This is a genomic window from Streptomyces sp. NPDC058665 (assembly GCF_042714995.1).
Classification (GTDB): domain Bacteria; phylum Actinomycetota; class Actinomycetes; order Streptomycetales; family Streptomycetaceae; genus Streptomyces.
This window is the reverse complement of record NZ_JBHXRX010000061.1, coordinates 12,342-24,886: the sequence shown is the minus strand read 5'-3', so window position 1 is coordinate 24,886 and position 12,545 is coordinate 12,342. Positions and strand designations below refer to the sequence as shown.

9 protein-coding genes, 1 tRNA gene and 1 pseudogene are annotated in these 12,545 nt (G+C 69.6%); 4 read left to right on the top strand and 7 right to left on the bottom strand.

Annotation, left to right across the window (positions count from 1 at the left end; genetic code table 11):
- Positions 1-23: 23 nt before the first annotated feature.
- From ACFWV8_RS30505 to ACFWV8_RS30480, 6 genes and pseudogenes are all read right to left on the bottom strand, one after another.
- On the bottom strand, positions 24-1,556 hold the full coding sequence (locus ACFWV8_RS30505; protein WP_384211176.1) for a glutamine synthetase family protein: 1,533 nt from the start codon (positions 1,554-1,556) through the stop codon (positions 24-26).
- Positions 1,543-2,919, bottom strand: coding sequence for a Rieske 2Fe-2S domain-containing protein (locus ACFWV8_RS30500; protein ID WP_384211173.1), 1,377 nt, complete (start codon positions 2,917-2,919; stop codon positions 1,543-1,545). The genes ACFWV8_RS30505 and ACFWV8_RS30500 overlap by 14 nt, the downstream gene beginning before the upstream one ends.
- A gap of 98 nt (positions 2,920-3,017) precedes the next feature.
- Positions 3,018-3,563, bottom strand: a complete 546-nt coding sequence (locus ACFWV8_RS30495; RefSeq protein WP_384211170.1) for a hypothetical protein — start codon at positions 3,561-3,563, stop codon at positions 3,018-3,020.
- A gap of 582 nt (positions 3,564-4,145) precedes the next feature.
- A pseudogene (locus ACFWV8_RS30490) lies at positions 4,146-4,485 on the bottom strand (Tn3 family transposase); the annotation flags it as partial.
- Positions 4,434-5,021, bottom strand: a complete 588-nt coding sequence (locus ACFWV8_RS30485; protein ID WP_384211167.1) for a hypothetical protein — start codon at positions 5,019-5,021, stop codon at positions 4,434-4,436. The pseudogene ACFWV8_RS30490 and the gene ACFWV8_RS30485, both read right to left, overlap by 52 nt.
- Before the next feature lie 269 nt (positions 5,022-5,290).
- Positions 5,291-5,364, bottom strand: a tRNA-Pro gene (locus ACFWV8_RS30480).
- 148 nt (positions 5,365-5,512) lie between these two features.
- Between ACFWV8_RS30480 and ACFWV8_RS30475 the strand changes: the two genes are divergently transcribed.
- From ACFWV8_RS30475 to ACFWV8_RS30460, 4 genes are all read left to right on the top strand, one after another.
- Positions 5,513-6,214, top strand: a complete 702-nt coding sequence (locus ACFWV8_RS30475; RefSeq protein ID WP_384211165.1) for a transketolase — start codon at positions 5,513-5,515, stop codon at positions 6,212-6,214.
- Positions 6,215-6,253: 39 nt separating this feature from the next.
- Positions 6,254-7,159 carry a transketolase family protein gene (locus ACFWV8_RS30470; protein ID WP_384211162.1) on the top strand — a complete coding sequence of 302 codons (906 nt, stop codon included), beginning with the start codon at positions 6,254-6,256 and terminating at the stop codon, positions 7,157-7,159.
- Between the two features lie 137 nt (positions 7,160-7,296).
- Positions 7,297-10,791, top strand: coding sequence for a ThuA domain-containing protein (locus tag ACFWV8_RS30465; RefSeq protein WP_384211159.1), 3,495 nt, complete (start codon positions 7,297-7,299; stop codon positions 10,789-10,791).
- 95 nt (positions 10,792-10,886) lie between these two features.
- Positions 10,887-11,786 carry a sugar phosphate isomerase/epimerase family protein gene (locus ACFWV8_RS30460; RefSeq protein WP_384211157.1) on the top strand — a complete coding sequence of 300 codons (900 nt, stop codon included), beginning with the start codon at positions 10,887-10,889 and terminating at the stop codon, positions 11,784-11,786.
- Positions 11,787-11,890: 104 nt separating this feature from the next.
- Here ACFWV8_RS30460 and ACFWV8_RS30455 read toward each other — a convergent pair whose 3' ends face one another.
- Positions 11,891-12,409 (bottom strand): GNAT family N-acetyltransferase, encoded by a 519-nt coding sequence (locus ACFWV8_RS30455; RefSeq protein WP_384211154.1) that lies wholly within the window; start codon positions 12,407-12,409, stop codon positions 11,891-11,893.
- Between the last annotated feature and the right edge of the window lie 136 nt (positions 12,410-12,545).

Here is a 12,545-nt window from a genome sequence, read left to right as displayed (position 1 = left end):
GGGCGGTTGAGGAAGCCGGCCAGTCAGAAGAGGTCGAAGTACTCGCGCTGCTCCCAGTCCGAGACGTGGCCCAAGTAGCGTGCGAACTCCTCACGTTTGATCCCGGTGAGCCAGGCGACGACGTCCTGGCCGAATGCCCGGGTGAAGACCGGATTTGCGTCGAGCGCGTCCAATGCCTGAGCCAGCGACCCCGGAAGTCGTGGGGCCTTCGCGTCGTACGGATCGAGGACCGGCGGGCCGGGATCCAGCTTCCGGGCCATTCCGTCCATCCCGCTGATCACCTGCGACGCCACGTAGAGGTACGGGTTGGCCGCCGGTTCGCCCGATCTGTTCTCGAGCCGTACGCCACCGGTGCCCGGACCGCCGACGACCCGCACCATGGCCCCCTTGTTGTCGACCCCCCACACCACTCGGTCCGGTGCCAGCGACAGCGGCAGGTACCGCTTGTACCCGTTGACGGTGGGCGTGGTGAACACGGTGGCGGCCGCGGCGTGCTCCAGCAGACCGGCCAGGTAATGCCGGCCCTGCGCCGACAGCACCTCACCGTCCCCCGCCCGCGCCGCCGACGGGGCGAAGACGGCCTCGCCGGTCTCCCGGGAGCGCAGCGACTGGTGCAGATGCCAGCCGGTCGACGCGGTCTCCGCACCGGCCGGTCGGGACATGAACGTGGCGTGGTAGCCGTTCCTCCGGCAGATCTGCCGCACCGCCGCCCGAGTCAGCAACGCGTCGTCCGCGGCCCGCGCTGCGTCCCGCGCGTCCAGCGTCAACTCCATCTGGTTGGGACCGAATTCGAGTTCGAGGGAGCGCAACGGCAGATCCAGGCCGGTGAGTCCGCGGTGCAGCAGGCCCACCAACCCGTCCAGCCGGTCAAGTCCTTCCTCGTGCAGCAGTTGCGAGCCGCCGCTCACCGGCTCCACCTCGGGCGGTGGGCCGGGGGCGCCGGGCCTGCCCACGCCCACCCGCGGGGAACCGGCCGCCGGGCGGAACACATGGAACTCCAGCTCCACGCCGACCGTGAGGTCGTACCCCGCCCCGGCCAGCGCGTCCAGCCTGCCGCGCAGCATTCCGCGCGGGCAGAACGGCGCGGGCGTGCCGTCCGGGCGGAACACGTCGCACAGGATCCAGCCGGTGCGCTCGGCCCAGGGCAGCACCCTGAACGTCGTCGGGTCGGGCACCAGGACGATGTCGCCGGCGCCGGCGAAGTGCCGCGAGACCCGTGGGTCGCCGCCCGAGAACACCGGGAGGACGGTCCTGCCGGAGGTGTCCTTCAGCAACAGCGAGGAGGGGGCGGTGACCCCGGAGCGCAGCGCGCCGGGCACCGCGTCGCGCGTCAGCGTCTTGCCGCGCAGCACACCGTGCTGGTCGGCGAAGGAGAACCGCACCATGTCCAGGCCGAGTTCGTCGATCACACGGCGGATCTGAGCGGCGGCGGCGCACTGTCTCTCGTCCCACAGCCCGTGGCGATCCACGAAGCCGTCGGCTCCGGCGTCCGTCAGCGGGCGCGCCCCCGAGCCCTCGCCGCCCTCGGCCAGTGGCCGTTCGTCAGCGCTGCGCACGAGGCACGTCCCGCCCGGCCCACGGAGACCGTCCGCGCCGCTCCGACTCCCGCTCCCGCCAGGCCTGTTCCCAGCCTTCGACGGGGGTGAGGGTGTCGATGGCCGGTGGACCGGTCAACTCCTCGGCGGATTGCGGGTCGAGCGGCAGAGCCGGCACCGAATTGCCGTTCTCGAAGGAGTCGATCGCCTTCAGCAGCAGCCGACGGTTGGCCGTGACGGCACGGTCGGACACACCGAGCCGCTCAACGGTCCGGTCCTGGACGGGCCCCATGCTCTCCACGGCCCACTGGTCGTGGACGTTGATGTCCAGCCCCATGCCCGTATAGGTGAGTTCCCGCTGCTCCGTGGGGTCGAAGCCCCAGTCGTTCGTCCGGTTGCGCAGCGGGCGGTAGTCGGGCAACGACACTTCCCTCAGCCGCTGGGCCAGCAGCGTCTCCTGGTCGGTGACCTCTTCGAAGTCGTAGAGGATCATGAACCAGTAGTGGTTCTCGTCGTCGATGGGGACGTGCCACTGGCAGAACGACTTGCTGTTGCCGAAGGGCACCACGAAGGCGTTCGGGAACACCAGGTTGGTGATCCGCGCGTGCCGTACGTCCTCGGTGAGATCGCGCAGCGCGAACACCCGGAGACCGTGCTCGGCGCCCTCCACCTCGATGTCCGGGCGGAAGTTGTCGCCGACCAGTTCCGACAGCTTCTTCCCGGTGCCGGCCACCTCCTCGCTGAACTGCTGCCCGTATGACTCGCGGGGGTCCTCCCCGACGAAGCGGTGCAGGAAGGAGACATGGCTCGGGTCGATCCCGCCCTCCACCCCCTGGAGCCAGTTGCACTCCCAGCGGCCTTTGAAGGCGAAGGTGTACGGCTCGGGGGCGCGGAAGCAGTCGTAGGCCGGAAACGGTGGCGGGTCTCCGGCGCCGAGGTAGGCGAAGACGATGCCGTTGCGTTCCGCACACGGGTAGCTCGGGATGCGCACCTTCGCGGCGAAGGAGCTGTGCTCGGGCTCCGCAGGTTGCTCCAGGCACCGGCCGTCCGGCCCGTACAGCCATCCGTGGTACAGGCAGCGCAGACCGCCGTTCTCCCGCCTGCCGTACGAGAGGTCGACCCCGCGGTGCGCGCAGTAGCGGCCGACCAGACCCCATTCACGCGTGGGGGCCGCCGTGGGGGAGCCGTCGTCGGCCTCGTCGTGGATCTCGTCCCGACGGAAGAGGACGAGATCCTCGCTCATGATTCGGAGCGCCTTGACCGGGCGGTCCTCGGGCATCTCCGAGACAAGGGCGACGGGCTGCCAGTAGGCACGCAGGAGCCCGCCCAGCGGTGTGCCAGGGCCGCTGCGTGTCACGCGCTCGTTGTCTTCGCGTCTGAGCATGGCTCTCCTCTTGCATACAACTGCTCCCGTAGTGGATCCAATGCTTGCATATCTAGATCCAAGAATGGAAGACCTCATGGTGACCGACCCGAGATCCCTCACGCTCCGTCGATCATTCCGGCCATGGCAGTGACCATCAGCACGGCGCCCGACTCCCGGAGCAGGACCGCACGGCTTCCCGGGTGAGCCGAAGGGACGCCGGACCGAACCCCTGAAGGGACTCCGGGCGCCGGCCATGCCTGGGACACCAGCACGACACCCGCGCGGGCCAGGGCCCAGCATCCGGCCAGGAGCAGCGCCAGCCACGGTGCCGTCATGGCCCGCTCCGGGGCATCGTGCCCGGCCGCACCGTGCCGCCCCGGCGGCAGGGACGCCATCGCGGCCAGCAGCGCCATCGCGGTCAGGTTCACCACTTCGGCGCTCCGGCGGAACGAGCAGCCCACACACGCGGTCCACAGGCAGGCGACGGCCAGCGCGGCGACTCCCGCCGTCAGCGACCACCGCCCCCAGACCCAGGGCCCCATCGGCAGCATGGCCGCCAGGGCGAGGGCGTGCGGCCCCCACTGTCGCGCGGGGGACGGCAGGTGCCCGGCGAGACACAGGACGCCGCCCACCGACCCGGCCACCCACAGCGCGTCATGCACGACATCCACCTGAGGCGTGGGGCCGCGCGCAACTCGGCGGCACCTGCGCGTTTCGCGGCGGAGCGAAGGGAGGGGGAGGTGATGTGCTCACAGCCATCGTGCTCCTGGTGCGATTTGCGCTGGTTGCCGCCTTGGCGGCAGGCAGGAACAACGTGCACCGTGCATGTTTCAAGTCGAGACGGCGCCGCGTTTCCCGCTCATTACGGCTCCGGACCGCACGGAGTCGTTGTCGCACGTCAGCGGCCCGGCCCGTCCATGCTCCGCTCCTGGACAACCGTGTCGTGGACACCTGCCACGCGATCCCCGGCTGCACGCGCACCCGGCCCGAGACTTCAAGCCCTGGCCCGCGCCGCACGCCCCGGTCGTGACCGATTTTGTGGCTCGCCACGCTGCCCACCGCCCGCACCACGCCCTCGCGCAGTGGGTCGAGCGGGAAGGCGCGGACCGTCCGGTGCCAAGGGGCACAGCGAAGAGATCACGGTCGACACAGCGACCGCCAACCTCCCTGGAAATCTCCCGGCCCTTGCCTGGGTCACGTCGTTCTGGTCGCAGCGCCACTCGGACGAAGGCGTCCCCGTCGAAGTAACGTGTCGTACTCGCCCTGTGCGGTTCGAGCACCAGGCCGAGGGCACCGAGCTGGTCCTCCATCCCATCGGGTACGCCTGGTGGATGGTGCCGCCCTTGCCGTGGCACACGTCCCGGGCCGGCTTGTGGCGGGACTCCCGCACGGTGAGCTGGCGGTTCATCTGCCGGTGGTAGGTGTCGTCGACCGGGTCGACCATCCGCAGCAGGTGCTCGGCCTTCGCGATCCGCCCGTACTCGGCGAACGCCTGCCCCAGCGGGGTCGGTGGCCCTCGCGGCCGAACATCCTCAGCAGGTCATAGGCGCGGACATGGTTGGTGACCAAGGAGCCCGCGACCCGGAGCGGCGTGACAACCGGTTCCGGGTCGGCCCTATCTCGTGAGCGGCTGCACCCCGAGGAGGGTCTGCGGTTTTGGGGTAGAGGGCCCGGGCGAGAGCGTCGTTCAGGGCCAGGCGCGAAGGGGTGTCCGGCTGGGACTCACTGAAGAAGCCGCCACTGGGGCGCGGTGCGGGCGAGGCGCTGGCGAGCCAGACTGGGGTCTGCGCACCCTCGTCCGGGGTGATGGCGAACGGACGGAACAGCGGGGCGGTCAGCCGCAACGGACCGCCGGCGTTACTGTTCATCGCGGTGCCCTTGACCATGCCGGGATTGGCATTGTAGAAGCTCATGCCGTCAGGCAGGCGGTGTGCGAGTTCTCGCGCGGCCAGGAGGCTGACGAGTTTGCTCGTCGCGTAGACGTTGATCTGGTTGTAGAAGGGCTTGCTCCACGATGTTCCCGCGACATCCGGATCGATGGCATCGAGCTTGCCTCTCTTTTCCACGAACGAGGACATGTCGATGATCCGCGCTTCGAGCGTGAGTACTCCTTCGGCCAAGAGGGCGTGGGTAAGGAGGAACGGAGCGTGGTGATTGAGCGCGGCTCCCTGACCACCACCCAGCGCTACCTACACCCCGACATACACAAGATCACTGCCGCCGGGGGCGGCGCTCTCCGCCCACCTCGGCGTACTCCGCGCGCCACGCTCGCTGCCCAGCCCGATCGTCATCACCCGCTGACGCCGGTCAAGAAGGCTGGTCCCCAAGAGTGACCAAGGGCCGGTGTCGGATTCCTCCGATACCGGCCCTGAACTGCGACTCTCACGAGTCGGGACGACAGGATTTGAACCTGCGACCCCTTGACCCCCAGTCAAGTGCGCTACCAAGCTGCGCCACGTCCCGATGCCCGTCTGACCTGGGGTTTCCCCCGATCGATCGTGCATGAGAACAATACCGCACTCCGAGCGGTGGTCACGAACCGCTTTTTCCCTTGTGCGGCCTGGGCCCGTCGCTTGACCTCAACTCAGGTTCAGGTTGCACGGTTGTCCTCATGACAACATCAGCGTCGACACCGACCTACGGCTACCAGGACCTCGACCGACTGCTGGCGCACCTGACCGGCGACGAGAAGCACGGGCCCGCCGCGACCTCCACCCTCGATGCGATCTGGGTGCTCTACGACCGGGTGCTGAACGTCTCCCCCGCGACCGCCGACGACCCCGCGCGGGACCGTTTCCTGCTGTCGAAGGGGCACGGGCCCATGGCGTACTACGCCGTACTCGCCGCCAAGGGCTTCTTCCCCGAGTCGCTGCTCGCCGACTTCGGGTCGTACGACTCACCCCTCGGGTACCACCCCGACCGGACGCTCGTGCCGGGCGCCGAGATCAGCAGCGGGTCGCTCGGGCACGGGCTGCCGCTCGCCGTCGGGAGCGCGCTCGGGCTGCGGGCGCAGGGGCTCGGCGGGTCCAAGGTCTGGGTGCTCATCGGCGACGCCGAGCTGGACGAGGGCAGCAACCACGAGGCCATCGCCTACGCGGGCCCCACCGGTCTCGAACAGCTGCACACGCTCGTGATCGACAACTCGTCGGCCACCTACGGCTGGCCGGGCGGGATCGCGTCCCGGTTCACGGCCGCGGGCTGGTCGGCCGTGACCGTCGACGGGCGGGACCACGAGGCGCTGTACGAGGCGTTCACCGCACCCCATCCGGGCCAGGCCAGGGCGGTCGTCGCCCGCGTCGAGCCGAAGTCCTGACCACGGGGCACCGCCCCCTTGCCACTCGGAGGTTTTCAGATGGACACCATGCGTGAGCGCTTCGCCTCGACCGCGTCGCAGCTCCTGGACGAGGACCCGCGGCTCGCCGTCGTACTCGCCGTGATCGGCAGCGACGGCTTCCGCGAGGCGGAACGCCGGCACCCGCACCGGGTGATCGACGTGGGGATCCGCGAACAGCTGCTCGTCGGCGCGGGCGGCGGGCTCGCACTCGCCGGAATGCGGCCGATCGTCCACACATTCGCGAGCTTCCTCGTGGAACGCCCCTTCGAACAGGTGAAGTTGGACTTCGGCCACCAAGGCGTGGGCGGCGTGCTGGTGAGCGCCGGGGCGTCGTACGACACTCCGTCGGCCGGTCTCACCCATATGTCGCCCGGCGACGTGGCACTGCTCGACACGCTCGACGGCTGGACCGTGCAGGTGCCGGGTCACCCGGACGAGGCCGAGGCCCTGCTGCGGCAGGCCGCGAAGGGCGACGACCGGGTGTACCTACGGCTCTCGCTCCAGACCAACGACGTGGCGCGGCCGGTCGACGGGGCGGGCTTCCTGACCGTACGCGAGGGCCGGCACGGCGTGGTGGTCGCCGTCGGCCCGATGCTGGACAACGTCCTCGCGGCGACGGAGGGGCTCGACACGACGGTGCTGTACGCGACGACGGTCCGCCCCTTCAACAGCGCGGCGCTGCGCCGGGCGGTCGGTGACACGGGAGCGGCGGAGGCCGTGATCGTGGAGCCGTATCTCGCCGGGACGTCGACGGCATCGGCCACCGAGGCGCTGAACGACGTGCCGCACCGGGTGCTCGGACTGGGCGTGGGCCGGCGCGAACTGCGCAAGTACGGTGAGATCACCGACCACTTGGCGGCTCACGGCCTCGACCCCCGGTCGCTGAGGGAGCGGATCTCCGGCTTCCTGGCGGGAGGTGCGTGACGGTACACCCAACTCCTATACCACAGTGGGCGCTTCCGACCCATTGACCCCCCGGAACCAGTGAACTTACGCTGTGCGGCGTACTGAAGAAAGCGCTTTCTTACCCTTCGTCGCCGCCACCTGCACCGGGAGCGCCCGTGAGAAGCCGTCCACCAGACCGATCCCCCCTGCGCATCGGCCGATCCCGAGGGGCACTTACGCCCTTCACCGTCGTCCTGGCACTGCTCGCTCTCGTGCTCGGACTCGGGGTCGCCTCGCCGCCTCCCGCGGAGGCGGCGCCGTACCGTGTCCTGGTCTTCTCCAAGGTCACCAACTTCGAGCACGAGTCGATCCAGGCCGGGATCGACGGCATCAAGAAGCTCGGCGCGGAGAACGGCTTCGAGGTCGAGGCGTCCGACGACGCCGGTGTCTTCACCGACGCCAACCTCGGACGCTTCCAGGCGATCGTCTTCAACAACACCAACTCCACGCCGGAGTCGGGCGATCTGCTGGACGCGCCGCAGCGCGCCGCCCTGCAGAAGTTCGTCCGCGCCGGCGGCGGCTGGGTGGGACTCCACGCCGCGTCCGCGAGTGAGCGCGACTGGGAGTGGTACGAGGGGCTGACCGGCGCCATCTTCGACAAGCACCCCGCCATCCAGACCGGCCGCGTCAAGGTGCTCGACCAGGCGCACCCCTCCACCAAGGGACTTCCGGAGCTCTGGGAGCGTACGGAGGAGTGGTACAACTGGCGCACCAACCCCACGGGCAAGGTGCACACGCTCGCGCAGATCAAGGTGAACGACGGCATCACCGGGCTGGACGAGGGCGTCGACCACCCGTGGTCCTGGTGCCAGAACTACGACGGCGGGCGTTCATGGTTCACCGCCGGCGGCCATGACGCGTCCTCCTTCCAGGAGGAGAACTTCCTCAAGCACCTTCTGGGCGGCATCCAGTGGGCGGCCGGCAACAAGCCCGGCGACTGCTCCGCCACCAAGACCGGGTCGTTCAAGCGCACGCAGCTGGCGACCGACCTCTCCGACCCCTACGAGCTGGCCGTGACCCCGGACCGCCGGGTGATCTACATCCAGCGCACCGGGAAGCTCCAGGTCCTCGACCAGTCGACGATGCGGACCACCACGGCGCTGGACTTCGACTACAGCCTGAAGATGACCGAGCAGTCCGACGGGCTCATCGGGCTGACGCTCGATCCGGACTTCGCGGAGAACAACTGGCTCTATCTCCTGCACTCGGACAAGGAGAAGAAGCAGATCAACCTGTCGCGCTACACGCTGACGGGGAACACGGTCGACCCGGCGTCCGAGAAGCTCATCCTGGAGATCCCGACCGACCGCGACGAGCAGCGCGCCAACGTGCACATGGCCGGCTCCCTCGCCTTCGACAAGGACGGCGACCTCTACATCGCGACCGGTGACAACACCGACCCGTTCGTCTCCGACAACTTCACGCCGATCGACGAGCGTCCGGGCCGGCAGGTGTTCGACGCGCAGCGCAGCGCGGCCAACACCAACGACCTGCGGGGCAAGGTCCTGCGGATCACCCCCGAGGACGACGGGACGTACACAGTCCCCGAGGGGAACCTCTTCGCGCCGGGCACGGAGAAGACCCGTCCCGAGGTCTACGCGATGGGGCTGCGCAACGTCTTCCGTATCACCACCGACCCCAAGACCGGGGTGCTGCTGGTCGGCGACTACGGCCCCGACTCGCGTTCGGCGGACCCGAACCGCGGGCCGGAGGGTACGGTCGAGTTCAACCGGGTCCCGAAGGCGGCGAACCTCGGCTGGCCGTACTGCATCGGCGCCAACACCCCGTTCAACGACTACGACTTCGCGACCAAGGTCTCGGGGCCGAAGTTCGACTGCGCCAAGCCGGTCAACGAGTCGCCGAACAACACGGGGCTGCGCGAGCTGCCGCCGGCCGTGCCGGCGACCGTCCCGTACCAGTACTCCGGCTCGCCGCAGTTCCCCGAGGTCGGCGGCGGCGGTGCGCCGATGAGCGGTCCCGTCTACGACTACGACCCCGACAACCCCTCGCCCACCAAGTTCCCCGAGTACTTCGACTCGAAGTGGTTCGCCTTCGATCTGGGCCAGAACTGGTTCAAGACGTTCTCGGTCCAGCAGAAGGACCAGGAGTTCACCGACCCGCGCTTCCCGGACGCCAAGGCGGGGGACATCCAGTCGATCAACAAGATCTTCACCGACATGAAGTTCAACCAGCTCTTCGAGTCCGAGTTCGGACCTGACGGTTCGATGTATGTGATCGACTTCGGGGTCGGTTCGGGCGCGGGACGTACGGGCGTGATCAACCCGGGCACCGCCATCTACCGCATCGACTACGTCGGCGACGGCCAGCTGCCCACGGCGAAGATCAGCGCAACGTCCGACACCGGGCCCGCGCCGCGGAGCGTGAAGTTCTCCAGCGCGGGTTCCGGACTGCCGGGGGGCAAGCCCGTCACATACGCGTGGGACTTCGACGGGGACGGCACCGTCGACTCCACGAAGGCCAACCCGACTCATATCTACGTCGACAGGGGCGTCTTCACCGCACGGCTGACGGTCACCGGTCCCGACAAGCTCTCGGCGCAGGCCGGCCAGGAGATCGTCGTGGGCAACACGCGGCCCGCGCTGACCATCCAGAAGGCCCCGGACGGCGGCATGTTCAGCCTCGGCGACACGGTCCCCTTCACCGTGAAGGTCAGGGACCCCGAGGACGGCAAGAGCGCGGAGATCGACTGCGGGCGCGTCACCGTCGAGGGGCGGCTCGGTCACGGGACGACGCTGCACCCGGTGCAGTCCAAGCAGGGCTGCGCGGGTGAGTTCACCGTCCCGACGACCGACGAGCACGCGAACCAGGATCTTTTCTTCCGCATCACCGCCAGTTACAAGGACGACGGCGGCGACGGCGTCCCCGCGCTGACGGGAACCGCCGTCTCGAATCTGAAGGGCTCCTACCGCGAGGGCGAGTTCTTCAGCGAGACCGGCGGCGACGGCGGCGGCGTCACCATCGGCGCCCGCGCCGAGGCGTCCGGCGGCAGGCGCGTCATCGAGGTCGAGCACGGCGACTGGGTCGCGTTCGACCCGGTGAACCTCACGGGCGTGCAGTCCGTGACGGTCGGCGCGTCGTCGGGCGGTACGGGCGGGACCATCGAGTTCCGCAACGGCTCGCCGACCGGCCCGCTGATGGGCTCGGTCACCGTCCCGAACACCGGCAACTGGACCAACTTCATCTCACCGACCACAGCGCTCAGGCCGGTCGGCGGCACGGTGAAGATGTACGTGGTCTTCAGCAACCCCGACTGGAAACCGGACGGCCAGGACGTGCTGTCTCTGGACTGGCTGCGCTTCAACGGGCGCGGGGTCGAGAAGAAGCCGGGCACCGGTGTCACGGTCAACACGACCAAGGAGGAGGGCAACGCACCGCTCGCGGTCCAGCTGACCAGCACGGTGAAGCTCGCCGACGGCCGGTCCGTCGCCTCGTACAGCTGGAACTTCGGCGACAACAGCAAGCCCACCGGCGAGCAGGGTGCGAGTGCGACCCACACGTACACACGGCCGGGCGCGTACACGGCGCATCTGACGGTCACGGACGACAAGGGCGACACGACGACCGGCGCCGTCGAGATCGCCGCGCGCTGACCCGGAGCAGTGGGCCGGAGCAGGGCCGGGGCAGTGGGCCGGCGCAGTGAGTCGCAGCAACACGAGCCGCATTCGAGCGAGTTGAGAGAGGTCACGTGAGCGTGAACGGAACACGAAGAGCGTTCCTGGGTACGGCGGCGGGCCTGGCCGCGGTGGGACTGGCGTCGACGGGGACGACCGCGTACGCGTCGGAGTCCGGCCGGGGCCATGGGCACGGACATGGCCACGGCCGGCCCAAGCGCAAGATCCCGCGTTCGGGCATCGGTATGCACCTCTACACGATGCGCTCCATCCTCGAAACGGACTTCGAGGGGACGCTGGAGCAGCTGGCGGACATCGGTTACGCGACGGTCGGCGTCAGCGGACGGTTCGGCCGCAACGCCACGCAGATCCGCCAGGTGCTGGACGACGTCGGCCTCAAGGCGGTGCTGGAGCACGTCGGTTACGGCATCGTGGCGGGCACCGGTCTCCAGCAGGCCATCGCGGACGTCCACACGCTGGGCGGCGAGTGGGTCGTCGTACCGAGCCTGCCGGGCGAGATGCACACCCCCGCCGGCTACCGCGAGGCGGCGGCGGCGATGAACAGGGCGGGCCGCGTGGCGCGTGAGTCGGGTCTCGGCCCGGTCCTCTTCCACAACCACGACGCGGACCACAAGGTCGTTGACGGCGAGGTCCTGTACGACATCCTGCTCAACGAGACCGACCCCGAGTATGTCGGTTTCGAGCTGGACCTCTACTGGGCCGCGAAGGGCGGGGCGGATCCGCGCCGGCTGTTCGTGGAGGAGGGCCCGCGCTTCCCGGCGCTGCACGTCAAGGACATGGCCCCGAACGGCGACTTCGCGGATGTCGGCTCGGGCGTCCTGGACTTCGCCGAGATGTTCGAGACGGCGCGCCGGGGCGGCGTACGACAGTGGCTGGTCGAGCACGACTCGCCGAAGGACCCGATCGCCACGGCCCGCAACAGCTACCGCCACCTGTCGAGGCTGCGGTACTGAGGCAGCTCCGTACGGCCGGGGTAACCCCCGTACGAACACCGCACCCCCCGTCGGGCCTCACGGCCGGGCGGGGGGTGCGGCGTTCGCAGGGCGCGGGAGGCGCGTCAGCGGGGAGCCGCGTAAGAGTGGACCTGAACGGTCCGGTCCGGCCCCCACCGCTGCTCGCCCGTCGCCATCAGCGTCCATCCCTGGCGTTCGTACAGGGCCGCGGCCGAGCGGTCGGAGGTCACCACGTCCAGCACCGGATGCAGCCCACGCTCGCGGGCCTCCCGGACCGCCTCGCCCAGCAGCAGCGCCCCGATCCCATGGCCCCGGGCTTTCGGCGAGACGTACAGCCGGCTCACCACCGCCGTCTCCTCCGGGCTCGTGCCGGTGCGACCGCTCCAGAGATCTGGCGCGGCATCGCCGGGGCGGGCGCGGGACAGGCACAGGTGACCGGCGATCCGGCCGTCGAGCAGTGCCACCCACGCGGCGAGCGACTCGGGCGGCGCGAGCCAACCCAGGGGTTCCTGCGGCCAGTTGACGGGATATCCGTCGCTCTGGTGAACCTCGGCGAGCACGCGGACACACGCGTCGAGATCGGCGGCGTCGCGGTGCCTCACAGAGATACGTTCTTCGCTCACCGGGGAAGCCAATCACAGCGCCAGCACGCGAACACCCGGATATCCCGGGGGTGCGACAGGAGCGGGGGGGGGGGGGGGCGGCGCCCCCCCCCGCCCCCCCCCCCCCCCCCAGCAAAAACACGGCGGAACAACGCCC

Bases quoted from the DNA above. Each gene is read 5' to 3' on its own strand.
- ACFWV8_RS30500 (WP_384211173.1), bottom strand. From the start codon at position 2,919: ATGCTCAGACGCGAAGACAACGAGCGCGTGACACGCAGCGGCCCTGGC.
- ACFWV8_RS30475 (WP_384211165.1), top strand. From the start codon at position 5,513: ATGACAACATCAGCGTCGACACCGACCTACGGCTACCAGGACCTCGAC.
- ACFWV8_RS30470 (WP_384211162.1), top strand. From the start codon at position 6,254: ATGGACACCATGCGTGAGCGCTTCGCCTCGACCGCGTCGCAGCTCCTG.